This window comes from Streptomyces solicavernae, assembly GCF_029968095.1.
GTDB lineage: Bacteria > Actinomycetota > Actinomycetes > Streptomycetales > Streptomycetaceae > Streptomyces > Streptomyces solicavernae.
Genome location: NZ_JASCIR010000017.1, coordinates 101,082 through 125,052, shown reverse-complemented (window position 1 = coordinate 125,052; position 23,971 = coordinate 101,082). Strand labels below are relative to the sequence as shown.

Annotated in this window: 22 protein-coding genes and 1 pseudogene; 14 read left to right on the top strand and 9 right to left on the bottom strand. The window is 71.3% G+C overall.

Annotated elements, in window-relative coordinates; all coding sequences use genetic code 11:
• Positions 1-68 precede the first annotated feature (68 nt).
• Genes QIS99_RS20330 through QIS99_RS20320 form a run of 3 tightly spaced genes read right to left on the bottom strand, consistent with a single transcriptional unit; the run spans position 69 to position 2,670 of the window.
• A complete protein-coding gene (locus QIS99_RS20330; RefSeq protein ID WP_282514983.1) occupies positions 69-740 on the bottom strand; it encodes a 3-oxoacid CoA-transferase subunit B in 672 nt (223 codons plus the stop codon).
• Positions 737-1,408, bottom strand: coding sequence for a 3-oxoacid CoA-transferase subunit A (locus tag QIS99_RS20325; protein WP_282514982.1), 672 nt, complete (start codon positions 1,406-1,408; stop codon positions 737-739). The genes QIS99_RS20330 and QIS99_RS20325 overlap by 4 nt, the downstream gene beginning before the upstream one ends.
• Entirely contained in the window at positions 1,405-2,670 is a 1,266-nt protein-coding gene (locus tag QIS99_RS20320) for a thiolase family protein (RefSeq protein WP_282514981.1), read from the bottom strand. The genes QIS99_RS20325 and QIS99_RS20320 overlap by 4 nt, the downstream gene beginning before the upstream one ends.
• A gap of 91 nt (positions 2,671-2,761) precedes the next feature.
• Here QIS99_RS20320 and QIS99_RS20315 point away from each other — a divergent pair, with 91 nt between their 5' ends.
• The 5 genes from QIS99_RS20315 to pspAB all read left to right on the top strand — a co-directional run bounded on the left by QIS99_RS20315 (position 2,762) and on the right by pspAB (position 6,909).
• The gene (locus QIS99_RS20315; RefSeq protein WP_282514980.1) at positions 2,762-3,664 is read left to right on the top strand and encodes a LysR substrate-binding domain-containing protein; all 903 of its coding nucleotides are present in this window, start codon (positions 2,762-2,764) and stop codon (positions 3,662-3,664) included.
• Positions 3,665-3,723: 59 nt separating this feature from the next.
• A complete protein-coding gene (locus tag QIS99_RS20310) occupies positions 3,724-4,209 on the top strand; it encodes a nucleoside deaminase (protein ID WP_282514979.1) in 486 nt (161 codons plus the stop codon).
• A 136-nt stretch (positions 4,210-4,345) separates the two neighbouring features.
• Positions 4,346-5,149, top strand: coding sequence for a VOC family protein (locus QIS99_RS20305; protein WP_282514978.1), 804 nt, complete (start codon positions 4,346-4,348; stop codon positions 5,147-5,149).
• Positions 5,150-5,296: 147 nt separating this feature from the next.
• The gene (htpX, locus tag QIS99_RS20300; RefSeq protein ID WP_282514977.1) at positions 5,297-6,205 is read left to right on the top strand and encodes a zinc metalloprotease HtpX; all 909 of its coding nucleotides are present in this window, start codon (positions 5,297-5,299) and stop codon (positions 6,203-6,205) included.
• Between the two features lie 119 nt (positions 6,206-6,324).
• A complete protein-coding gene (pspAB, locus tag QIS99_RS20295) occupies positions 6,325-6,909 on the top strand; it encodes a PspA-associated protein PspAB (protein ID WP_282514976.1) in 585 nt (194 codons plus the stop codon).
• Between the two features lie 158 nt (positions 6,910-7,067).
• Here pspAB and dmpG (QIS99_RS20290) read toward each other — a convergent pair.
• From dmpG (QIS99_RS20290) to QIS99_RS20280, 3 genes and pseudogenes are all read right to left on the bottom strand, one after another.
• Positions 7,068-7,883 (bottom strand): annotated as a pseudogene (gene dmpG, locus QIS99_RS20290) (4-hydroxy-2-oxovalerate aldolase); the annotation flags it as partial.
• A gap of 48 nt (positions 7,884-7,931) precedes the next feature.
• On the bottom strand, positions 7,932-8,696 hold the full coding sequence (locus tag QIS99_RS20285) for an IclR family transcriptional regulator (protein WP_282514975.1): 765 nt from the start codon (positions 8,694-8,696) through the stop codon (positions 7,932-7,934).
• A gap of 471 nt (positions 8,697-9,167) precedes the next feature.
• Entirely contained in the window at positions 9,168-9,758 is a 591-nt protein-coding gene (locus QIS99_RS20280) for a GTP-binding protein (RefSeq protein ID WP_282514974.1), read from the bottom strand.
• A 419-nt stretch (positions 9,759-10,177) separates the two neighbouring features.
• On the opposite strand from QIS99_RS20280, the gene QIS99_RS20275 reads away from it, so the two are divergent.
• Positions 10,178-11,143, top strand: coding sequence for a pirin family protein (locus QIS99_RS20275; protein ID WP_282514973.1), 966 nt, complete (start codon positions 10,178-10,180; stop codon positions 11,141-11,143).
• A gap of 304 nt (positions 11,144-11,447) precedes the next feature.
• On the opposite strand, the gene QIS99_RS20270 is transcribed toward QIS99_RS20275, so the two are convergent.
• Together QIS99_RS20270 and QIS99_RS20265 are read right to left on the bottom strand one after the other, a co-directional pair.
• Positions 11,448-13,457 carry a beta-N-acetylhexosaminidase family protein gene (locus QIS99_RS20270; protein WP_282514972.1) on the bottom strand — a complete coding sequence of 670 codons (2,010 nt, stop codon included), beginning with the start codon at positions 13,455-13,457 and terminating at the stop codon, positions 11,448-11,450.
• Between the two features lie 150 nt (positions 13,458-13,607).
• Entirely contained in the window at positions 13,608-13,991 is a 384-nt protein-coding gene (locus QIS99_RS20265) for an SDR family NAD(P)-dependent oxidoreductase (RefSeq protein WP_282515001.1), read from the bottom strand.
• An 86-nt stretch (positions 13,992-14,077) separates the two neighbouring features.
• Between QIS99_RS20265 and QIS99_RS20260 the strand changes: the two genes are divergently transcribed.
• On the top strand, positions 14,078-14,947 hold the full coding sequence (locus QIS99_RS20260; protein WP_282514971.1) for an IclR family transcriptional regulator: 870 nt from the start codon (positions 14,078-14,080) through the stop codon (positions 14,945-14,947).
• A gap of 53 nt (positions 14,948-15,000) precedes the next feature.
• Here QIS99_RS20260 and QIS99_RS20255 read toward each other — a convergent pair whose 3' ends face one another.
• A complete protein-coding gene (locus QIS99_RS20255; RefSeq protein ID WP_282514970.1) occupies positions 15,001-15,579 on the bottom strand; it encodes a flavin reductase family protein in 579 nt (192 codons plus the stop codon).
• A gap of 299 nt (positions 15,580-15,878) precedes the next feature.
• On the opposite strand from QIS99_RS20255, the gene QIS99_RS20250 reads away from it, so the two are divergent.
• The 7 genes from QIS99_RS20250 to QIS99_RS20220 all read left to right on the top strand — a co-directional run bounded on the left by QIS99_RS20250 (position 15,879) and on the right by QIS99_RS20220 (position 23,902).
• Positions 15,879-16,757, top strand: coding sequence for an alpha/beta fold hydrolase (locus QIS99_RS20250; RefSeq protein WP_282514969.1), 879 nt, complete (start codon positions 15,879-15,881; stop codon positions 16,755-16,757).
• Positions 16,754-18,472, top strand: coding sequence for an FAD-binding protein (locus QIS99_RS20245; protein WP_282514968.1), 1,719 nt, complete (start codon positions 16,754-16,756; stop codon positions 18,470-18,472). Before QIS99_RS20250 ends, QIS99_RS20245 begins: the two co-directional genes overlap by 4 nt.
• A complete protein-coding gene (locus tag QIS99_RS20240; protein ID WP_282514967.1) occupies positions 18,469-19,530 on the top strand; it encodes a ferredoxin--NADP reductase in 1,062 nt (353 codons plus the stop codon). The genes QIS99_RS20245 and QIS99_RS20240 overlap by 4 nt, the downstream gene beginning before the upstream one ends.
• A 49-nt stretch (positions 19,531-19,579) precedes the next feature.
• Positions 19,580-20,503 (top strand): acetaldehyde dehydrogenase (acetylating), encoded by a 924-nt coding sequence (locus tag QIS99_RS20235; protein ID WP_282514966.1) that lies wholly within the window; start codon positions 19,580-19,582, stop codon positions 20,501-20,503.
• A gap of 20 nt (positions 20,504-20,523) precedes the next feature.
• Positions 20,524-21,618 carry a 4-hydroxy-2-oxovalerate aldolase gene (gene dmpG, locus QIS99_RS20230; protein WP_282514965.1) on the top strand — a complete coding sequence of 365 codons (1,095 nt, stop codon included), beginning with the start codon at positions 20,524-20,526 and terminating at the stop codon, positions 21,616-21,618.
• A gap of 8 nt (positions 21,619-21,626) precedes the next feature.
• Positions 21,627-22,811: an acyl-CoA dehydrogenase family protein gene (locus QIS99_RS20225; RefSeq protein WP_282514964.1), complete on the top strand. Its 1,185-nt coding sequence runs from the start codon at positions 21,627-21,629 to the stop codon at positions 22,809-22,811.
• A gap of 161 nt (positions 22,812-22,972) precedes the next feature.
• The gene (locus tag QIS99_RS20220; protein ID WP_282514963.1) at positions 22,973-23,902 is read left to right on the top strand and encodes a VOC family protein; all 930 of its coding nucleotides are present in this window, start codon (positions 22,973-22,975) and stop codon (positions 23,900-23,902) included.
• Positions 23,903-23,971 lie beyond the last annotated feature (69 nt).

Sequence of the window (23,971 nt, the reverse complement as noted above, 5' to 3'; positions counted from 1 at the left end):
GACGAGCGCGGCCCTGACCGCGGTCCGGAGCTGGTCCGGGCCGCGGTCGGCGCCCGACGCGGGCGAGGTCAGCCCGTGGCCGGCAGGAGGGGCAGGTTCAGGCGGGTCGCGAGGTCGTCTACGGTCGTGCCGAAGGTTTCACGTACCGAGATGCCCTCCGCCGTGATGTCGAAGACGGCGAGGTCGGTGTAGACGCGGTCGACGCAGCCGAGGCCGGTGAGCGGGTAGCTGCACTCGGGCACCAGCTTGGGTGTTCCGTCCTTGGTGAACAGGGTCATCATCACGAAGACCTGCTTCGCGCCGATCGCCAGGTCCATGGCCCCGCCCACGGCGGGGATGGCGTCCGGGGCGCCGGTGTGCCAGTTGGCGAGGTCGCCGGCCGTGGAGACCTGGAAAGCGCCGAGTACACAGATGTCCAGGTGGCCGCCGCGCATCATGGCGAAGGAGTCGGCGTGGTGGAAGTACGCGGCTCCGGGCAGTTCGGTGACCGGCACCTTGCCCGCGTTGGTCAGGTCGGGGTCGACCTGACCGTCCCGGGCCGCGGGGCCCATGTTGAGCATGCCGTTCTCGGTGTGCAGCACCACGCCGGAGTCGGCCGGCAGGTGGTCGGCGACGAGGGTGGGCTGACCTATGCCGAGGTTGACGAAGGCGCCCTGGGGGATGTCGCGGGCGATGAGCGCGGCGATGTCGTTCTTGCCCAACGGGCCCTGTACAGGCGTGAGTTGACTGGTCTGGTTCATGCGCGGTCCGCCTCCTGCACCACTCGGTCGACAAAGATGCCCGGCGTCACCACGGCCTCGGGGTCGAGCGCGCCGGTGTCGACCACTTCCCGGACCTGTGCGATCACGGTGGTCGCGGCCGTGGCCATGACGGGCCCGAAGTTGCGGGCCGTCTTGCGGTAGACGAGGTTGCCCATGCGGTCGGCCCGGTGGGCGCCGATCAGCGCGACATCGCCCTTGATCGGGTACTCCAGCACGTACGTACGGCCGTCGATGACCCGGGTCTCCTTGCCCTCGGCCAGCAGGGTTCCGGCCCCGGTGGGGCAGTAGAACGCCCCGATCCCGGCTCCGGCCGCCCGCATCCGCTCGGCGAGGTTGCCCTGCGGTACGACCTCAAGGTCGATCTTTCCGGCCCGGTACAGCTCGTCGAAGACGTACGAGTCGGCCTGCCGGGGGAACGAGCACACGACCTTGCGGACCCGCCCCTTGGCGAGGAGCGCGGCGAGGCCGGTGTCGCCGTTGCCCGCGTTGTTGGAGACGACGGTCAGGTCGGTCGCGCCCTGGCGGATGAGGGCGTCGATCAGCTCGACCGGCATGCCGGCCATGCCGAAGCCTCCGACCAGCACGGTCGAGCCGTCCTCGACGTCGGCGACCGCCTCGTCGGCGTGGTCGCACAGCTGCATGCTCATCGGCCCGTCTCCATCCCGGTCTCCGTGACGTTCTCCAGGACCACGGCGAGCGCCTGGCCGACGCCGATGCAGATCGCCGCGAGGCCCCACCGCTCGCCGGACTCCTTGAGCCGGTGGGCCAGCGTGCCCAGGAGACGGCCGCCGGAGGCACCGAGCGGGTGGCCGAGCGCGATGGCGCCGCCCTTGGTGTTGACGGTCGACGGGTCGGCCTTCCAGGCATCCACGCAGGCCAGCGCCTGCACCGCGAACGCCTCGTTGAGCTCGACCGCCGAGACGTCGGACCAGGTGATGCCCGCGCTGCGCAGCGCCCGGTTCGCCGCCTCCACCGGCGCGAAGCCGAACTCCTGCGGGTCGAGCGCGAACACCCCCCGCCCCGCGATACGGGCCAGCGGCGCCGTGCCGATCCGCGCGGCGGCGGCCGCCGAGCCGAGGAGCACGGCCGAGGCCCCGTCGCTCAGCGGCGAGGCGTTGCCCGCGGTGATCACCCCGTCGGGGCGGAACGACGGCCCCAGCCCGGCCAGCTTGTCGGCCGTAGAGCCGGGCCTGATGCCCTCGTCCCGGGTGAGCGTGCTGCCCGCGCCGTCGGCCGTCGTACCGCCCTTGCCGTCGTGCGCCGGGCGGCCCTTGCGGTCGACCGCGACCGGCACCACCAGGTCGTCGTAGAACCCGGCCGTCCAGGCGGCGTCGGCGAGCTGGTGGGAGCGGGCGGCGAACTCGTCCTGCCGCTCGCGCGGGACGGTGAAGCGCTCGGCGAGCTGCTCGTTGGCCTCGCCCAGGGAGACCGTCCACTCCTTCGGCATCCGCTCGTTGACGAGCCGCCAGCCGAGGGTGGTCGAAACGGCGTTCAGGTCCCCTGCGGGGTACGCCCGTTCGGGCTTGGGCAGCACCCACGGGGCGCGGCTCATCGACTCCACGCCACCGGTAAGGACGATGTCCGCGTCGCCGCACTCGATGGTGCGGGAGGCGATCATCGCCGCGTCCAGGGACGACCCGCACAGCCGGTTGACGGTCGTGGCCGGCACCGAGGTGGGCAGCCCCGCCAGGAGTACGGCCATCCGGCCCACGTTGCGGTTGTCCTCGCCGGCGCCGTTGGCGTTGCCCCAGACGACATCGCCGATCTCGGCCGGGTCAAGGGCGGGAGCCTTGGCCAGGACACCGTTCACGGCGAGCGCCGCGAGGTCGTCCGGCCGGACCCCCGCGAGGGCGCCGGCGAACCGGCCGAAGGGCGTCCTGGCCGCTGCGTACACGTAACTGTCGGTCATGCCCTCACGCTAGAGCCGCCCGCTTCATCACGTCCAAGACCTAGTTTCTCGCCATTCATAAGCTGGCATTATGAATCCGTAGAATGGCTTCATGGAACTCCGCCAGGTCCGCTACTTCCTCGCGCTCGCCGAAGAGTGCCACTTCGGGCGCGCGGCGGCCCGGCTGCACGTCGCGCAGCCCGCCCTGTCCCAGCAGATCAAGCAGCTGGAGCGCGAGCTGGGGACACCGCTGTTCCACCGGTCCACCCGGCACGTCGAGCTCACCGAGGCGGGCCGCGAGCTGACCGGGTACGCGCGCACGCTGCTCGCCGAGGCCGAGCGGGCCCGCCTCCACATGACGGAGCTCGCCACCGGCCGAGCGGGCCGGGTCTCCGTCGGCTTCATCGGCACGGCCACGTACGACGTCCTGCCCCGCGTCGCCCGTACGGTACGGGCCCAACTGCCCCAGATCGCCCTGGAGTTGCACGGCGAACTGCTCACCCCGCAGTTGGTGGACGGCCTGCTCGCCGGCACGTACGACCTGGCCGTCTTCCGCTCCGCCACCGCACCCGAGTCGGTGAGCGTCACGCCGCTGCGCACCGAGAAGCTGGTCGCCGTGCTGCCGGCCCACCACCCCCTGGCGGCCGGCCATGCGATCCCCCTGGCCTCCCTCGCGGGCGAACCCTTCGTCATCCACCCGGCCGGGCCGCGGTCCGCCATGCACGACCGCGTCCTGAACGCCTGCCGCCAGGCCGGATTCCAGCCCCCGTCCCTCGTCGAGGTCGGTGAGACCGCCACCCTCGTCGTCCTCGTGGCCGCCGGACACGGCGTGGCACTCGTACCCGAGTCCGTGCAGAGCCTGCGCCTCGACGGTGTCACGTACGTACCGCTCGCGGAGCCGGAAACCGTCGAACTGGTCCTGGGCCGCCGCACACCGCACACCGCACCCGCCGCCCAGCAGGTGGCCGCGGTCATCGAGGAGTGCGTGCACGCCCCGGCTACGGTGGACCGCTGAACCTGCTGAACCTGCTGAACCTGCTGAACGGGCGGGGCGGAGGACGGAAAGGACCACGTGTGGAAGCCGCCGAACTGCATTTTCTGCGCCGGTGCGTCGAGCTGGCCGCCGAAGCGCTCGACGCCGGGGACGAGCCCTTCGGCTCGGTGCTCGTGGACGCCGAAGGCAAGGTCCTCGCCGAGGACCGCAACCGGGTGGCCGGCGGTGACCACACCCAGCACCCCGAGTTCGCCCTCGCCCGCTGGGCCGCGGGGCACCTGAGCCCGCCGGAGCGTGCCGCCGCCACCGTGTACACGTCCGGCGAGCACTGCCCGATGTGCTCCGCCGCGCACGCGTGGGTGGGCCTCGGCCGCATCGTGTACGTCGCGTCCTCCGCCCAACTCGGCGCCTGGCTGGCCGAGTTGGGCGTCCCGTCGGCGCCCGTACGGCCGCTGCCGGTCAACGACGTCGCCCCGGACGTCACGGTCGAGGGCCCGGTCCCCGAGCTGGTCGAGGAGGTCAGAGAACTGCACCGACGCCTGCACACCGGGACGGCCGCCGACTGACCCCCACAGCCTCTCGCGTGCCCCCGCCCCACCGTGCGCCCCGCCCCTGCGCCGCCTACCTTGGCAGAGACAGTGACAGCGGCTGCGGCAGTGAGAACCGCAGCATCGGCCGGGGGCGGGAAAGGGCTTGACCACCATGACCGCATTTTCGGACGGCGCACCCTGCTGGGCCGACGCCATGTTCCCCGACCTGGGCGCCGCCAAGGAGTTCTACGGCGAGCTGCTCGGCTGGACCTACGACGAGAGCTCGCCCGATTTCGGCGGCTACACGCAGGCGAACGTGAACGGCAAGCCCGTCGGCGCCGTCGTACCGCAGCTGCCCGAGATGGCGGGGCAGCCCGCCGCCTGGAACCTCTACTTCGCCTCCTCGGACGTGGCGGCGACGGCGGAGCAGATCACCGCCAACGGCGGCAAGCTGCTGATGGAGCCCATGCCCGTGGGCGAGTTCGGCAAGATGGTCAGCGCCCAGGACCCGAGCGGTGTGCACTTCAGCGTGTGGCAGGCGGGTCAGCACCAGGGCTTTGAGGCGATGGGCGGGCCCGGGTCCTTCTGCTGGGCCGAGGTCAACACCCGCGACACGGCCGCGGCCGACGCGTTCTTCCCCGCCGTCTTCGGCTTCGGAGTGAAGCGGGTCGTGGACGACACCGTCGACTTCCATGTGTGGGAGGTCGACGGGGCGCCGGTGATCGGCCGGTGCAAGATGGGCGACGACATCCCGGCCGAGGTCCCGCCGTACATCAGCGTGTACTTCGGCGTGGAGGACTGCGACGAGGCCGTCGCCACCGTCCAGCGTCTCGGCGGCCAGGTGTTCCTCGACCCGATGACCATGCCCTTCGGCCGCTTCGCCGTGGTCGCCGACCAGCAGGGCGCCGCCTTCGCCGTGATCGACACGACCACGACCGGGGGCGAGATGCCGGAATTCGCGCCCCCGGAGCGCTGACGGCCCCGGTCACCTGACGTACCCCAGAGGAGGCTGACGTACCCCGGCTGACGTACCCCAGAGAAGAGAGAGAATCGAGGTAACGGAGCAGCAGACCGCTCCGGAAGCGGCGCCCGGCAGCGCCGGGGCCTGACGGAGGATCGAGCCATGGCCCTTCAGTCGCGGTACACCGCCGACCGGGGACTGACCACCCGCATGGTGACCACCATGTTCCTCATCGGGCTGCTGTACGTGGTCTTCATCGGAGTCCTCCTCGTGCTGCTGCGGGACGCCTGGCCGATGATCGTGATCGTCGCGGGCGTCCTGTTCGTCGCGCAGTTCTGGTTCAGCGACCGGATCGCCGCCTTCAGCATGGGAGCGCGCGAGGTCACCCCCGAGCAGGCGCCCGAGCTCCACGGCGCCGTCGACCGGATCTGCGCACTCGCCGACATGCCCAAGCCGCGGGTGGCCATCGCCCGGAGCGACGTCCCGAACGCCTTCGCCACCGGCCGCAGCGAGCGTACGGCTCTGGTCTGTGCCACGACCGGGCTGCTGCACCGGCTGGAGCCCGAGGAGCTGGAGGGCGTCCTGGCCCATGAGATGTCGCACGTCGCCCACCGCGATGTCGCGGTCATGACCGTCGCCGCGTTCCTCGGAGTCCTGGCCGGCATGATCACCAGGGTCGCCCTGTGGGGCGGATTCTCCCGGGCAGGCGGCAACCGGGACAGCGGTGTCGGGATCGCGCTGCTGCTGATTCCGCTGGTCAGCGCGGTGGTCTACGCGATCAGCTTCCTGCTCACCAGACTCCTCTCGCGCTACCGCGAGCTGTCCGCCGACCGGGCGGCCGCGCTGCTCACCGGCCGCCCGTCGGCGCTGGCCTCGGCGCTCACCAAGGTCACCGGGGAGATGGCGAGGATCCCGACCCGGGACCTGCGCAAGGCGGAGCCGTTCAACGCCTTCTACTTCGCCCCGGCCTTCTCCTCCAAGGAGAGCCTGAGCAGGCTCCTTGACTCGCACCCGACGCTGGAGCAGCGCCTCGACCAGCTCGCCCGTATCTCGACCGAGCTGGGCCGCTGACCGGGCCGACCGTGCTCGGAACCCGTGCTCGGAACCGTGCTCGGAACCCGTGCTCGGGACCGGTGCTCGGAACACGTGCTCCCGGAACCCCTGCTCGGAACCCGGAAGGAGCCACACCCATGGGTTTCCTCGACGCGATCCTCGGCCGCAGCAAGCCCGTGCGCCCCGACCTCGACCAGCTCTTCGGCCTCCCCTCCGCGGCCGTCACCCTCCAGGCGGGGCCGGGGTTCCTGCCGACCGGCCTCGGCTCGGTCTGCTTCGCGAGCGTCGAGGGCGGGGCGTTCAACCGGGTCCAGCAGGAGGTACGGGCCCTGCTCGACGCGGACACCGGGCGCGGCGGCATCCCGGTCGAGTTCAGCCAGGACGCGTACGGCTACACCTGGCTGCTCGCCCGGCAGCCGCCGGAGGACACCGCGGCCCTGGTGAACGACCTGCACGCCGTCAACACCCTCCTCCAGGACGGCGGCTTCGGCCCCCAGCTGCTCTGTTCCCTGATGGGTTTCCGCGACTCCGGACCGTGCTCGCTCGCCCTCGTCTACCTCTACAAGCGCGGCGCGTTCTACCCCTTCGCCCCGCGGCCGGGCGGGGTCGAGCAGCGGGACAACGCCCTGGAACTCCAGATCAGGGCGCTGCTCAAGGACGACCTGCGCATCGAGCCGGACCTCGCCCGCTGGTTCCCCGTCTGGGGCGCGCCGGGCCTGTGACCGGGCCGCCGTCACCGGCCCGCGGCGCCACCCGCCTACCGCGCTGCGCCGCGCGCCGCCAAAGCCGTTGCAGTGGTCGGGCGCGAAGGACACGACCGGCGTGGGGTCGTACTCCGCCACGAAGGACCGCACGGCGGAGAAGGCGCCCTGGACCGCGTCACGTCCACGATCATGTCCTCCTGGCCGCCGACGAGGCCGCGCCTGCCGACCTCGACGAGGATCGTGCGGACATCGACGCCGTAGCGCTCGGCCGCCGTCTCGGCGTGGCGGAGGAAGGAGCCGTAGACCCCGGCGTAGCCGAGCGTGAGGGTCTCGCGGTCCACCCGGACCGGGCGGTCCTGCAGCGGGCGCACCAGGTCCTCGGCCGCGTCCTGCAGGGCGAAGAGGTCGCAGCCGTGCGCCCAGCCGTTGAGGTCGGCGACCGCGACGAACGGTTCGACGGGGCAGTTGCCCGAGCCCGCGCCCTGGCCTGCCAGGGAGGCGTCCACCCGGGTCACGCCCTCCTCCACCGCGACCATGGAGTTGGCGACGGCGAGCGACAGGTTCTCGTGGGCGTGGATGCCGATCTCGGTGGCGGGGTCGAGCACGTCCCGGTAGGCGCGCATCCGTTCGCGTACGCCGTCCATCATCAGGCGGCCGCCGGAGTCGGTGACGTAGACGCAGTGGGCGCCGTACGACTCCATCAGCTTGGCCTGCCGGGCGAGCGTCGCGGCGTCGGCCAGGTGGCTCATCATCAGGAAGCCGGAGACGGCCATGCCCAACTCGCGGGCGGTGGCGATGTGCTGGGCCGAGACGTCGGCCTCGGTGCAGTGCGTGGCGACCCGCACCGAGCGCACCCCGAGCGCGTACGCCCGCTTGAGCTCCTCGATGGTGCCGATGCCGGGCAGCAGAAGGGTGGTGAGGCGGGCGTTGTGGATGTGCGCCGCCGCGGTCTCGATCCACTCCCAGTCGGTGTGGCTGCCGGGGCCGTAGGTGTCTTTGCTGGGCGTGGGGCTTTCGGTGGCGAGGTCCCGGCGGCGAGGTCAGTGGTTGCGCAGCTCCGCGCGGCGGCCGAGGGTCGCCGAGATCCCGGCCGCGGCCGCGCGCACGCTGCCCGCGTGCCGGGCGGGCTGGAACCGGTGCACCGGGCCCGTCACGCTGACCGCCGCCACGACCTCGTCCGACGGGTCGAAGACTCCGGCCGCAACGCAGACGATGCCGACCGCGGACTCCTCGTACTCGAACGCGACGCCGCTCGTGACGACGTCGGCCAGCTGCCGGGACAGGACGTCCACGTTGGTGATGGTCCGGGGCGCCTTGCGGTCCAGGGGTCCGCGCAGCGTGGCCTCGCGCACCTCGGCCGGGGCGTGCGCCAGCAGCACCTTCCCGATCGCCGTCGCGTGCAACGGCATCCGCCCGCCGAGCCTCGACGGGGAGTCGGCCTGCCGGTGGCCGCCCATCTTGGCGACGTAGACGACCTCCGCGCCCTCGCGCGTGCCCAGGTGGACGAGCTCGTGGGTGCGTACGTAGAGGTCCTCAAGGAAGGGCGTGGCCACTTCGAGCAGTCCGCGCTCGACCGACGCGCGCATGCCCAGCTCGAAGACCAGCCCGGACAGGCGGTAGCGCCCTTCGACCCGGTCGAGAAGCCGGGCGGCCACCAGATCGCCGAGGACCCGGTGCAGGGTGCTCTTCGCGAAGTCCGTACGGCGCTGCAGCTCGGCGAAGCCCAGGGTCGTGTCCTCGACGGTGAACGCCTGCAGCACGGTGAGGGCCTTGGCCAGGACACCGCTCGGCGCGTCGTCGCTCACGGGGCCTTCCTTCCGGGGAGTCCGGGGGCCGGGGGAGTCCGGGGGCGGGGAGTCCGGCGGACCGGGATTCCGGTGTGCTCCGGCCGCACGGCGTCACGGCTGTCCCGCCGGGCGGGGACCGGTGGCGTCCTGTGCGACGTTCCGACTGTACGGGACCGTGTGCCCGCCCCGGCGTGACGGTGCGTCACCACCGCGCTCGCAGACTGAGCGGATGAGCGACATGTATGCCTGTACGCCTGTACGTCTGCACGTTCTACGACTTCCTGCTTCGGCGACCGCGTCGGACGCAAGTCGATGACGGGCGGCACGACGCGAAGAGGGCGGTGCCGGGGTCATCGCTCGGGTGACGAAGGAACCCCCGGGGCCGCCGACCCCCGAGACCGCCGCCCCCGGGACCGCCGCCCCCGAGACCGCCGCCCCCGGGACCGCTGAGCGCCACGCCTCGTGCCGCCTGGCGCGTGCCGACCGGTGTCAGCCGAAGTGACGGTCAAGGGCCTCGGCCAGACGCACCATGTCGCTGCGCTCCCTGCGGGACCCGGCCTTCTGTACGGCCTGCAACGCAGAGCCGTGGACCACCGGGCAGTGGTCGCCGGGGTACCCCTCCTCGTGCAGCAGTTCGCGTATTTCCAGCTCGACCAGCTCGTTGATCTCGGCGTCGTCGACCAGGTCGCGCTTGCCGAGGAACACCGCGATCCGTGCCACCCCGGCCGCCCGCGCCGCCGCCAGGTACTCCCGCGTCTCGGGCAGCGGCCCGTCCTGGGCGGAGACGACGAGCAGGGCACCTCCCAACTGGTGCGCCCCGACGGCGAGCCGGGACCGGAAGTCGTCCAGACCGAGGCAGTCGTACAGCTGGTACGGGCCACGAGCCGTGGCGAACAGCCCCGACCGTTCGGACGGCCCGGACGGCCCGGACGGCGGGGACGGCGGGGACGGTTGCCGGAACTCCTGGGGCAACGCCTCGGCCAACGCCCGTACGAGCGTGCTCTTGCCGTGCCCTTGGGCGCCGATCACCGCCGCCTGCACCACCGGGCCCGTACCGCTGCTCCGTCGCCTACCCCACATGCCTGCCCCTTCGTCCGTTGCCGCCTGCCGGGGCAGGCTACTGGTCCGACTGGCCCGATGCCGGACCCGGGGCGGCGGTGGACCCTCGGCAACCCGTCGTCCCGGACGGCGTCTTCGCGGGCCTGCACCTCGCCGTCATCACCCTGCTCGCCCTCGCCCTGCCCGCCGCACCGGAACCCGCTGTCCTTCGGCCTGTTGGTGTCCCCGCCCCCGGAGAGGGCGCAACGGCTCAGGGCTGTCAGGCCGGTGGTCCGGCATCGGCTTCGGCTTCTGCCTCGGCTTCTGCCTCGGCCTCGCCGCCCCGCTGGCGGACACCGGGCCCTGAGCCCCCGGCGGCAGCCGTACGACGGCACCCGAGCGGACGACGCGACCCCGTCGGGCCGTATCTGAACGTACGAGTCTCCGCTAGTTTGTCCGGCATGAGCAACCTAGACCGTCAGGCCACCCTGTCCGTCTGCGGCGGGCGAGGCTTCGTCGTCGCCGAGCCGGTACGTGAACTCCTCGCCCCGCGCCACGTCCAGCTCGGCGAGTCCACCGAAGTCCGCCGACTGCTCCCCAACTTGGGCCGCCGCATGGTCGGCGCCTGGTGCTTCGTGGACCACTACGGCCCCGACGACATCGCCTCCGAGCCCGGCATGCAGGTCCCGCCCCACCCGCACCAGGGCCTGCAGACCGTCAGCTGGCTGCACGAGGGCGAGGTCCTGCACCGGGACTCCCTCGGCAGCCACGCGACCGTGCACCCGCGCGAGCTGGCCCTCATGACCTCCGGCAGCGCCATCAGCCACTCCGAACAGTCCCCGGTGCCCCACCCGCGCTACCTGCACGGCGCCCAGCTCTGGGTCGCCCTGCCGGACAGCCACCGCCACGTCGACGCCCACTTCGAACACCACGCCACCCTGCCCCGCGCCACGGCCCCCGGCCTCACGGCCACGGTCATCCTCGGCTCGCTCGACGGCGCGACGTCCCCCGGTACGACGTACACCCCGATCGTCGGCGCCGACCTCGCCCTCACGGCGGGTGCGGACGTCCAACTCCCCCTGGAACCGGACTTCGAGTACGCGATCCTCGCCATGTCCGGCGAGGTCCACGTGGACGAAGTCCCGGTCCTCCCCGGCTCGATGCTCTACCTCGGCTGCGGCCGCACGGAACTCCCCCTGCGCGCGGAGTCGGACGCGGGCCTGATGCTCCTCGGCGGCGAGCCGTTCGCGGAGGAGATCGTGATGTGGTGGAACTTCGTCGGGCGCTCCAACGAGGAGATCGCGCAGGCGCGTTCGGACTGGATGGGTGGTGACAGGTTCGGTGAGGTGAAGGGGTACGAGGGGGACTCGCTGCCTGCTCCTGAGCTGCCCGCCGTACCGCTGAAGCCGCGGGGGCGGGTGCGCTGAGCTGGGGATTTACGCGGGGCAGGCCGCGGTCATCCGGGGTGCGGAGTGCGGCCCTCCGCCTGCGCCGGGTGTGGTGGCCATGCACCGGTGGCCACGCACCGGTGGCCAGGTTCCACACAATCCCGATGGCCACGTGGCGCCGGTCCCGTACGGGCCCGCCCCTCCGCCCCGGCGTCGGCAACGGCTCAGAATCCGGGTCGATGCCGGCTCCAGCGCCGCCTTGATCCGCGGTCCTGGCGCGCCTGTGCGCTGCCCGTCTGGGCAGCGCACAGGCCTCGTTCATCAGCAGACGGAGGCTTGAGGCTTACCCAAGCGCTGCCTCTGCCTCTGCCTCGCCGCTCGCGACCTTTGCGGCCTTGTCCAGGAACGTGTCCAGTACACCGTCGCCGATCTTGGGCTGGACCTTGCCCCATGAGTTGCGCGGCGGATCGACCCGTACGGATTCGGCCTGTTGCCGCAGGTCGGTGGACTCGGCAAGGAGACGGTCCGCGGCCTCCTCGTCGCCGTCCTGCCGTGCCGCGAGCGCGTCGACCATCTTCACCGTTGCCTTGCCCCACAGCTCGGTGGCGTCCAGCCAGGGCGCGGCGTCGACGACGAACCCGTTCTGCACTGCTCCGCCACGGATGGTGTCCGGGGCGCCTTCGATGGCGGTGGCGTAGGCGCGAAGCCTCTTGAGTGCCTCGGTGTGGTTCCCCTCGTTCCAGGCCTTCCAGAACTCCGTTACGCGCTGGGCCAGTTCGGGGGCCTGCGGCTGCCAGGGCGTGGAGCCGAAGGTCGGGGCCATGTGCTGCAGGTCGGCGAAGACGAGAAGGGCCTCGGTCGCTTCGCGGTCACCGCCCGCGAGGTAGGACATGGCCCGCGGCCAGCTCTTCCGGGCGTCGTACGCACGGTCGTTCCAGGTGAAGTCAGCGGCCCCGAATACGGCCACCTTGCTGGCGTACGGTTGGTTCATGGGGTTGGCGACGATGCCGGAGAGGTGTTCCGAGAGGCCGGCCTCACGCTTGTCGTACGGTGCGAGCAGCAGCCGGCCGCTGGTGTTGCCGAAGTCGTTGACGGGGTAGTTGTCCCAGACGAAGACCTTGCGGCCGAAGAGCTTCGACGCTTTTTCCGCGTCGTCATTGGTGATCTCCGGCGGGACGACGGCCGTACCGGTCCACATCACCTCGACCGCCGGATCCAGGGTGTCCCGCAGGGTCTTCTTGTAGGCCGTGTCCGTCAGGTCGCCGTACTCGGTGGGCACCATCTGCAGCGGCCGGGTGCCGTCGTGAGTGGCGATGAAGTCGCGCTGCACGTCGTTGAGCAGGTCGACCTGAGCCTTGGCGGCTGTCTCGCGACCCGGTTCGCCGTACGCCGTCCGATCGGCTTCGCAGTTCCAGCTGGTGTAGTTGATGTCGTCGAGCGGGATGGAGAAGTCGCGGGTGCCCAGGTCGTACAGAGCCTGGAGCTTGGTCTTGAGAGCCTTGCGGTCGTCGGGATCGGAGTAGCAGATCGACTCGCCGGGGGACACCGCGAAGGTGAAGCGCACGTGGTTCGCCGTCGCCCGGTCCACCAACTCGCCGAGTTCTGCCAGCTTGTCCGAGGGGTAGGGCTCGCGCCACTTGCCCCGGTGGTAGGGGTCGTCCTTGGGTGCGTAGATGTAGGTGTTGGCCTTGACGTCTCCGTAGAAGTCCATCTGGTCGAGGCGCTCGGCATGCGTCCAGGGCTGCCCGTAGAAGCCCTCGACCGTCCCCCGGAGCGGCATCGACGGGAAGTCGCTGACCCGCACGCCCGACACCTTCCAGCGGTCGCCGCCCGTGCGGCTGAACAGCTGGCGGAGGGTCTGCACGGCGTAGAACTGGCCTGCGGAGTCCCTGCCGCCGAGGGCGATATCCGCACCGGATCCGGACCGCTTGACCCGCAGGGCGTACCCCTCGGCGTGATCAGGCACGGCCGTGTCGCCGAGTGCCCGTCCGACGTCGGGGCGCGTCGCCGGGCCGAGCCGTACGGTGAGCAGCCGGGCGGCTGCGTCGGGGAGCTTTCCAGGAGCGACGACCTGCACCTGGTTGGCGCCGTGTGCCTTCAACTCCCGTATGAGGCGGGCGAGAGCGGCGCGGTCGGTGTCCTTGTCGGCGACGACGAACACCTTCTTGGTCACAGAGGCGTCGCCACCAGCGCGAGTGAGCTTCTGCGGGGTCGGCGAGACCGGCGGTACCGAACTGGTCGCACGCGAAGCGTCATCGGAGACAGCAGTGGCCGGAAGCGCTTGGAGCCCCAAGGTGCTTGCGAGTGCGAAGCATCCGCCGATCGCGAACGTCACGTTCTTGCTTCGTCCCATGGCATCTCTCCATCGTGGTCTGGTCATCAAGTCTGTCTTGCTCCCGCCATGTTGAGGGAGTGGAGGGGAGGACGTAAGACGTCTGGGGTCTAGACCTCTTCTCGGCCTGCCTTTACTCTGGCCAACGTTGCTGAGCGCGACGGAGTTTGGCTACTCCGGAGCCGAAGTGGTCACTGAGCCGCCGCCGGCCCGCTTCGGCTCGGGCAGGGCCGCGAGCATGAAGGTCCGAGTGGCGTAGAGGCCGCTGTCCATGGCGAGGCGCCAGTCGTCGTCGGTCTGCTCCTCGGACCGCCGTTGCCGCGAGACGCTCGCGTTGTTGACCACGACGTAGAGCCCGCCGAACTGTTCCACGGCCGTCGCGGCCGCCGCATCCGCCACGGACGGCCTCCTCCTGCAGGTGCACGCCGCGCACGCCGTGCTGGCCGTACTGGCCGCGCACGCCGTGCTGGCCGCGCTCGCCGTGCTCGCCGCGCACGCCGCGCACCCGGGCGACGGATTCGGCGTTGGCGGTCCCGGGGCTTCCCGGGCTCTCAGGGGCGCTGTTACATTCCGGAAAACAAGAATTCATTTCAGTCTTTGCCCGGAGGCCCCCTGTGACGGTTGTCGAAGGTGTTCCCGCCATGGACGTGTCCGCCCGCCGCGAGCTGCCCCCGTCGATGGTCGAGCGCATAACGCTGATCATGGACGTGTTCGAAGGCTGCACCGTTCGGCGGTCCCTGGAGGACGTGGCCCGCACCACCCACCTGCCCCGCTCAACGGCCCATCGGATCCTCGATCAGTTGGTCCGGCTGCGCTGGCTGGAGCACAACGGCTTCGGTTACGGACTCGGCCGACGCGCGCTCGGCCTCGGCGGTGGCGACGGTTCGCAGGGCCGTATAAGGGAGGCCGCGGCCACCCGGCTCCACCATCTGCAGATGCGCACCGGCATGGTCGTCCACCTCGCCGTGCTCGACGGTGCGGAAGTCCACTACCTCGACAAGGCGGGCGGCCGCTTCGCCTCCTCGGTGCCCTCCCGTGTCGGCGGCCGCGCCCCGGCCCACTGCACCGCCCTGGGCAAGGCGATGCTGGCCTGGCTCGAACCGGAGGAGGTGGAGCAGCGGGCGGGCAACTCCATCAACCGCCAGACCCAGCGGACCATTTCCGACATCGGCACCCTGCACCAGGAGCTCCACCGCATCCGGCAGCGCCGCGGCCTGGCCTTCGAGCGCGGCGAGTGCTTCCCCGGCATCGCGTGCGTCGCGACCGCGATCCGTGGTCCCGAAGGTCCCGTCGCCGCGATATCCCTCGTCGGGGATGCAGACATGCCGCTGGAGAAGGTCGCCCCGCTGGTCGCGGACGGAGCGCGGCAGGTCTCCGCCGACCTCTTCCCTTCCCCGGACGGACCGGACCGCACGCCGCGCCGGGCGGCCGCGGTCACCCCGGAGGAAACCTGGTCGCCGCAGACGATGGACCGGCTGCTCGCGGTCGGGCAGTACGGCGACTGGCAGTGACGCGGCGTCACCTGGAAGGGAAACAGCGCCTCACGAGACAGCGGCCCCGGGGGTCACCCCCAGCGGTCGCCCCAGCCCCAGCCCCAGGGACCGGGGGCCACCGCCGGCCCCGGACTGCTCTCGACGTCGAAGCCGCCGCGGAAGAAGAGCATCGGACGGCCGTCGGCCACCGGCTCCAGGCCGAGGACCCGGCCGGTCACCACATCGTGGTCGCCCGCGCCCCGTACGTCATGGACTTCGGCGTGGACCCGGGTGAGGACCCCGGGCAAGGACGGCGTACCCCAGGGGGACAGCTCCCAGCCGAGCCCCTCGTACTTCCGGCCCCGGCCGGAGCCGAACCTGCCGCAGAGATCCGACTGTTCCGCACCGAGGACGTTCACTGTGAAACGCCCTGACTCCCTGATCCTCGGCCATGCGCGCCCCCGATGGTCGGCGCAGAACAGTACGAGGGGCGGCGTGAGGGAGACGGACGCGAACGACTGGCAGGCGAACCCCACGGGCTCGCCGTCCGGCGCGAGACCCGTGACGACGGTGACGCCGGTCGCGAAGGCCCCGAGGGCCTGCCGCATCCGCTGTGGCGTGGGGGCCGACTTCTCGGGAACCACGGGTGGAGTCGGGGACTTGGCGGTCATCGGTTCACCTCGACGGTCCGGTGCGGCAAGGTGCCCCGGTACGGGCACGGGCCGAACGTAGGACAGCCCGCGGGGCGGCCGGAGCGCGTTCCCGATGAGTGGAACTCCCGCCGGGGCGCGCCGGTTTCCCGAGCCCGGATGCCCCCGCTCCCCCCGCATCCCGCTGACCGAGACGCCCACGGCTCGCGCCCGATCGCGCTGGCTACCGTCCGGGAACCGGTCGCGTACGTCGCGTACCGGGACCAGGAAAGGTCGCCGGACCGCAGAAGCCGATCACGGGTCAACCGAGGGCAGGAATGATGACGGAGCTGAGCCACGACTCCACACGGCGCGAACTCGCGACCGGCCAGGGGGTGCTGCGCTACCACGAGGCGGGTGAAGGCCCTCCTCTGCTGATGTTGCACGGCTCCGGCCCAGGCGTCACAGGGTGGCGCAACTACCGTGACAACCTGGCCGCGTTCGCGCCGCACTTCCGCTGTCTGGTCCTGGAGTTCCCCGGCTTCGGGGTCAGCGACCCGGCCGACGGCCACCCCCTGGCCACCGCGGGCGACGCCGTCGTCCGCTTCCTCGACGGCCTCGGGCTCCAGCGGGTCGACGTGATCGGCAACTCCATGGGCGGCATCGTCGGCACCCGCTTCGCCCTCGACCACCCCGATCGCGTGCGGCGGCTCGTCACCATCGGCGGCATCGGGCGCAACCTCTACAGCCCCGGCCCGGGTGAAGGCATCAGGCTGCTCACCGAATTCACCGACAACCCCACACGGGACGGCCTGGTGCGCTGGCTGCGCTCCATGGTGTACGACCAGAACCTGGTCACCGACGAGCTCGTCGAGGAACGGTGGGCGCAGGCCACGGACCCGGACACGCTCGCCTCGGCCCGTCTGATGTACGGCTCGAAGGCTTTCGCCGCCCGCGCCGCCGCAGCGGCCGCCTCCGGCGAGCCGCCGTACTGGGCGCTGCTGCACCGGCTCAGGCCGAAGACCCTGCTCACCTGGGGCCGGGACGACCGTGTCAGCCCGGTCGACATGTCGATCCTGCCCATGCGGACCATCCCCGACGGGGAGTTGCACGTGTTCCCGGACTGCGGCCACTGGGTGATGATCGAGCAGAAGGCCGCCTGGGAGAGCGCGGTCCTCGCCTTCCTGACCCGCGAAGACGCGACCAAGGACGCCGCGTGAGCGCCCGCGGCGGAGACACCGCCTGGGACGAGGAGTACGACTTCGTCATCGTCGGCAGCGGCGGCGGGGGCATGGCGGCGGCCCTCACCGCCGCGGACAGCGGCCTGTCGGCCGTGGTGGTGGAGAAGGGCGGGAAGTTCGGCGGCTCGACCGGCATCTCCGGCGGCGGCATCTGGGTCCCCAACAACCCCACCCTGCGTGCCAAGGGCCACGACGACAGCCGCGATTCGGTGCGGCGCTATCTCGACCGCCTCACCGAGGGCCGCGTTCCCGCCGCCCGCCTCGACGCCTACGTGGACCACGGCCCGGCCGCCATGGAACTCCTCGGCGAGAGCCGGTGGATGCGCTTCTTCTGGGTCAAGGGCTACGCCGACTACCACCCCGAGTACGACGGTGGCCGGCCGCTCGGACGGTCCGTCGAGGCGCTGCCCTTCGACACCCGCAAGCTGGGCCCCGACGAGCGGTTCCAGCGGCCCAACAGCCTCAAGGGCCCGCTCGGCCTCTGGATCACGGCCAAGGACTACCGGGATCTCGCCATGGTCAAGCGCACCTGGCGCGGACGGTGGGCCTCGGTGGTGGCCGCCTGGCGGGTGTCGTCCAATGTGGTGCGCCGCCGCCACATGGCGACCGGCGGCCGGGCCCTGGTGGCGCGGCTGCGGATGGCACTCAAGGACGCCGGTGTCCCGCTCCGTCTCCGTACGCCCATGTCGTCCCTGGTCGTGGACGACACGAACACCGTCACCGGCATCGTCGCCACCCACGAGGGCCGGGAGATCCGCATCAGGGCACGGCGCGGGGTGCTCCTGGCGACCGGCGGGTTCGACCACAACCTGGAGATGCGCGAGAAGTATCTGCCGGACGGCGGCCGCGCCATCCACAGCGCGGGCGCCGCCGAGAACGTGGGGGACGGCATCGTCGCCGGTCAGGCCGTGGGCGCCGCCCTGGACTTCATGGACGACGCCTGGTGGATGCCGTCCGTGCACCACCCCGCCGGTGCGACGATCCCGCTGGTCTCCGAGCGGTGCATCCCCCCGTCGGTGATCGTCAACGCCGCGGGCCGCCGCTTCACCAACGAGTCGTCGCCGTATGTGAACTTCGTCCATGAACAACTGGAAGGCGGTCATGTCCCCGCCTGGTTCGTGATGGACGCAAAGGCGCGGGCGCGCTATCCGTTCGCCCAGATCCTGCCCGGCGTGCCGTTCCCCAAGGCGTTCTACGAGAACGGCACCGTCCACCGGGCCGACACCGTCGCCGAACTCGCCGGGAAGATCGGTGTGCCCGCAGAGACCCTGGCCGAGACCGTCGAGCGCTTCAACGGCTCCGCCCGCACCGGCCAGGACACCGAGTTCGGCCGCGGCGACAGCGCCTACGACCGCTACTACGGCGACCCGACCCTGAAGAACCCCAACCTGGACGAGATCGACAAGGCGCCCTATTACGCGATCCGTATCGAGGTCGGCGACCTGGGCACCAAGGGCGGCCTTGTCTGCGACGAGCACAGCAGGGTGCTGCGCGAGGACGATTCCCCCATCCAGGGCCTGTACGCCACCGGCAACACCTCGGCGCCCGTGATGGGCGGCGAGTACGCGGGCCCCGGCGCCACCATCGGCCCCTCCATCGTCTTCGGCTACCTCGCCGCCCGGCATGCCGCGTCGGCGGCCGGCCCCGACGCCGTGGCGACCGCGACGGGAGAGGCCGCGGGGGAGGCGCCGTGACCTCCCGCACCCCGCTCACGGTCCGTGTCGTCAAGGTCGTCCAGGAGACCGCCGACGCCCACTCGCTGATCCTCGAACCCGCCCAAGGCAGCGCGGACAAGTTCCGTTACAAGCCCGGCCAGTTCCTCACCGTCCGGGTGCCTTCGGAGCGCGAGGGCGGCTCCGTCGCGCGCTGCTACTCCCTGTGCAGCTCCCCGATGCGCGACGAGAACCTGAAGGTCACGGTCAAACGCACCGCGGACGGCTACGGCTCGAACTGGATCTGCGACCGGGTCACCGAGGGCGATGTCCTCGAAGTCCTGCGCCCCGCAGGCACGTTCACCCCGGACTCGCTCGACGAGGACCTGCTCCTGTGCGCCGCGGGCAGCGGCATCACGCCCGTGATGTCCATCCTCTCCTCCTGCCTGCACGCCGGGACCGGCTCCGTCACCCTCCTCTACGCGAACCGCGACGAACAGTCGGTGATCTTCCGCGACGAACTCGCCGCCCTGTGCAGGCAGTACGGGGAGCGGCTCACCGTCGTGCACTGGCTGGAGTCCGTGCAGGGCCGGCCCACCCGTACGGCAGTTCAGGCGCTCGCCCGGCCGTACGCAGCGCACCGGGCCTTCGTCTGCGGTCCTGGACCGTTCATGGACCTCACCACCGACGCGCTCGCCCGGGTCGGACTCCCACCGGACCGCGTGACCCTCGAACGGTTCACGTCCCTGACCTCCGACCCCTTCACGGTGCCGGAGCCGGAGCCGGAGCCGGAGCCGGAGCTGGAGGTGGCGCCCGGCAACCCGGCCGGGACGGTGGAGGTCGAACTGGACGGCGAGAAGCAGTCGTTGGCCTGGCCACGGGAGAGCAAGCTGCTCGACGTACTGCTCGCCGCAGGGCTCGACGCCCCCTACTCCTGCCGCGAGGGCAACTGCAGCGCCTGCGCCTGTGTGGTCGTCGAGGGCGAGGCCGCCATGGAGCGCAACGAAGTGCTCGACGCGGCCGACCTCGCCGACGGGCTGCTGCTTGCCTGCCAGGCACTCCCGGTCAGCGACCGGCTCCGTATCACCTACGACGGCTGAGCCGACACGCCCCCGTGGGCCTCCGCCCGGCCCGCACCCCACGATTCGGATGAGGTTGGAAACAGTGACCAAGGCGACCGCCGCGATCGTCGGCTCCGGGAACATCGGAACCGACCTGATGTACAAACTCCTGAGGTCCGAGACGATCGAGCCCCGCTGGATGATCGGGGTCGACGCACAGAGCCCCGGCCTCAAACGGGCGGCCGAGGAAGGGCTGCACACCGGCGCCGAAGGCGTCGATCCGCTCCTCGCCCAGGACGTGAAGCCCGACCTGGTCTTCGAGGCCACATCGGCGTACGTGCACCGGGCCAACGCCCCCAAGTACGCGCAACTCGGCATCCAGGCCGTCGACCTGACACCCGCCGCGCTCGGCCCCGCGGTGGTCCCCGCCGTCAACCTGGGCGAACACCTCGACGCGCTCAACGTCAGCCTCATCACTTGCGGGGGACAGGCCACGATCCCCGTCGTGCACGCCGTCTCGCGGGTCACCGAGGTGGCGTACGCGGAGATCGTGGCCAGTGTCGCCTCAGCGTCGGCGGGCCCCGGCACCCGGGCCAACATCGACGAGTTCACGCTCACCACCAGCAGGGGCATCGAGACCATCGGCGGCGCGGCCCGCGGCAAGGCCGTCATCATCCTCAACCCCGCCGAACCCCCGATGCTGATGCAGGACACGGTGTTCTGCGCGATCCCCGCCGACGCCGACCGGGCGGCGATCACCGCATCGGTGCGCGCGACCGTCGAGCGGGTCGCGTCGTACGTGCCCGGCTACCGGCTGCGCGCCGAGCCGCAGTTCGACGAGCCCACCGCGGCCGGCGGCGCACTCGCCCGGGTCGCCGTCTTCATCGAGGTCGAGGGCGCGGGGGACTTCCTGCCGCCGTACTCAGGAAACCTGGACATCATGACCGCCGCCGCCACGAAGGTCGGCGAGGGCTTCGCCGAGCGGATCGTCTCCCGGCGCGCCGCGTCCTGAACCCAAGGAGTTCATCAGCCATGCCCTACAGCTCCGACCTGGACATCCGTGTCACCGACTCGTCCCTCAGGGACGGATCGCACGCCAAGCAGCACCAGTTCACCGTCGACCACGTCACGTCCATGGTCGCGGCGCTCGACGCGGCCGGGGTGCCCGTCATCGAGGTGGCGCACGGCGACGGACTCGGTGGATCGTCCTTCAACTACGGCTTCAGCCACACACCGGAACAGGAACTCATCAAGGCGGCCGTGAAGACGGCCCACCAGGCGAAGATCGCCTTTCTGATGCTGCCCGGTCTCGGCCTGCAGGACGACATCCGCGAGGCCGCGGACAACGGCGCATCCGTCTGCCGTATCGCCACCCACTGCACCGAGGCCGACATCGCCGTCCAGCACTTCGGGCTAGCCCGCGAACTCGGCCTGGAGACCGTCGGGTTCCTGATGATGTCGCACAGCAGGCCGCCCGAGGTGCTGGCCGCCCAGGCCCGGATCATGGCCGACGCCGGATGCCAGTGCGTCTACGTCGTCGACTCGGCGGGCGCCTTGGTCATGGAGCAGGCCGGCGACCGGATCGCGGCGCTCGTCGCGGAGCTGGGCGACGACGCGCAGGTCGGTTTCCACGGCCACGAGAACCTGGGCCTCGGCGTCGCCAACTCGGTGCTCGCCGTGCGCGCGGGCGCCCAGCAGATCGACGGCTCGACCCGCCGCTTCGGCGCGGGCGCCGGCAACACCCCGGTCGAGGCCTTCGCGGCGGTCGCCGAGAAGCTCGGCATCCGTACCGGCATCGACGTACTGAAGATCATCGACGCTGCCGAGGACGTCGTACGGCCCGTGATGGACGGCGAGTGCCTGCTCGACCGCATGTCGCTGACCATGGGCTACGCGGGTGTCTACTCCAGCTTCCTCAAGCACGCCGACCGGCAGGCGGCGAAGTACGGGGTCTCCGGCGCCGAGATCCTCCTGGAGGCCGGCCGCCGCGAGCTCGTAGGCGGCCAGGAGGACCAGCTGATCGAGATCGCCGCCGCCCTCGCCGCGAAGTCCTCGTCACGGAACCCCTCGTCACGGAACCCCTCGTCACGGAACCCCTCGTCACGGAACCCCTCGTCAGGGAAGTGAGAACTCACATGTCCAATCCGGTACTTGACGCCGTCCTCGCGCGGGCCGACGAGATCCGCGCGCTGGGCACGGCGAACGAGGCCATCGGCAAGCTGGACGACCAGGCGGCCAAGATCCTGCGGGACACCGGAGCGATCCGCATGCTCCAGCCGAAGACGCACGGCGGCCTTGAGCTGCATCCGCGGGAGTTCGCCGAGACCGTCATGGAGATCGCCGCCTGTGACGGCGCCACCGGCTGGGTCGCCGGTGTGGTCGGCGTGCACCCCTGGGAGATGGCGATGGCCGACCCGCGGGTGCAGCAGGAGATCTGGGGCGCGGACCAGGACACCTGGATCGCCTCTCCCTACGCGCCGATGGGCGTGCTCAAGCCCGTCGACGACGGCTATGTCTTCAACGGCCGCTGGCAGTTCTCCTCCGGCACCGACCACTGCGACTGGATCTTCCTCGGCGGCTTCCTCGCCGACGCCGACGGCGAGCGTCTTTCGCCGCCGCAGTCCGTGCACGTCATCCTGCCGCGCGCCGACTACGAGATCGTCGAGGATTCCTGGGACGTGGTCGGCCTGCGCGGCACCGGCAGCAAGGACGTGATCGTCCGCGACGCCTTCGTGCCCGCGTACCGCGTCGTCGAGTACGCCAAGGTCGTCGACGGCAGCCTGGCGGAGGAGGCCGGTCTGACCAACCCCGCCTACCGGCTGCCGTTCTCCGCCGCGTTCCCGCTGGGCATCACCGCCGCCGTCATCGGCATCTGCGAAGGCGCCCTCGCCCACCACCTCGCCTACCAGCGTGACCGCGTCCAGATCACCGGCCGGGCGGTCAGGGACGACCCTTACGTCCTGTACGCGGTCAGCGACGCGTCGGCCGAGATCGCCGCGTCCCGGGCCGCGCTCCTGAGCAACATCAGCGAGCTCTACGACATGGTGGCGGCAGGCCAGGAGGTCACCTTCGAGCGGCGGGCTGTCGGCCGACGCACCCAGGCCGCAGCGGCCTGGCGGGCGGTACGCGCCGTCGACGAGATCGTCGCCCGCTCCGGCGGCAACGCGATGCGCCTGGACAACCCCATCCAGCGGTTCTGGCGCGACGCGCACACCGGCCTCGCCCACGCCATCCACGTACCCGGATCGGTCTTCCACGCATCAGCCCTGACCGAGCTCGGCGTCGAGCCGCCACAGGGCCCGATGCGCTCCATGATCTAGCACTTCCCGATGGACGAGAACGGGTGAGAGCGGACGAGAACGGGTGAGAGCGGACGAGAACGGGTGAGAGCGGACGAGCGCGGACGCGAACGGATAAGAAAGAACGAGAACGGATGAGAACGGATAAGAACGGACGAGTGCGTACGAGACAGGAGCAACGCATGACCCAGATCCGCGGACTCGGCTACCTCCGGGTGCAGAGCCGGGACATCGGCCGCTGGCGCGAACTCACCGTCGACGCCCTCGGCTTCGCCGAGGGCTCGGGGCCGGAACCGGACGGCCTGCACCTGCGCATGGACGAACGCCGGGCCCGGCTCGTCGTGCTGCCCGGGGACACCGACCAGGTCGTCGCCGTCGGCTGGGAGGTGCGCGACCAGTTCGCCCTTGCCGCGGTCGGCCGGGCCGTCGAGGCCTCGGGCACGGCGGTCAAGGAACTCTCCCGTACGGAGACGGAGGCGAGGGGAGTGGAGCGTGCCCTCGCCTTCGAGGACCCGGCGGGCGTCCCGGTCGAGGTGTTCTTCGGACCTGAGCTCGACCACAGTCCGGTGCTCACCGGGCTCGGCCAGGACTTCGTCACCGGAGCCCAGGGAATGGGCCATGTCGTGCTGCCCACCACGCGCATGGAGGAGACCGTCTCCTTCTACACCGAGGTGCTCGGCTTCCTGCCGCGCGGTGCTGTCAAGATCAGCAAGCAGGACCCCGACGCCCCGCCGCGCCGGGTCCGCTTCATGGGCGTCAACCAGCGCCACCACAGCCTCGCGGTCTGCCCCGCACCGCACGGGGAGGCACCGGGCCTCGTCCACCTGATGGTCGAGGTGGACACCCTGGACGCGGTGGGCCGGGCCCTCGACAACGTGGGGCGGCTCGGCTTCCCGCTCTCCTCGACCCTGGGCCGGCACACCAACGACAAGATGGTGTCGTTCTACGTGCGGGCGCCCGGCGGCTGGGACCTGGAGTACGGCTGCGAGGGCATGCTCGTCGACGAGACGTACTACACGGCGGAAGAGATCACCGCGGACAGCTACTGGGGTCACGACTGGTCGGGCTCCGAGCCGCTCGCGGCCTTCACCCCGCCCGGGGCGAAGGCGTGAGCACCGGCGGGCGCCGCTGCCGCCGCGCCTGAGCGGTCGCACGGCGAGGCGGGCCGTCTTCGAACTCCC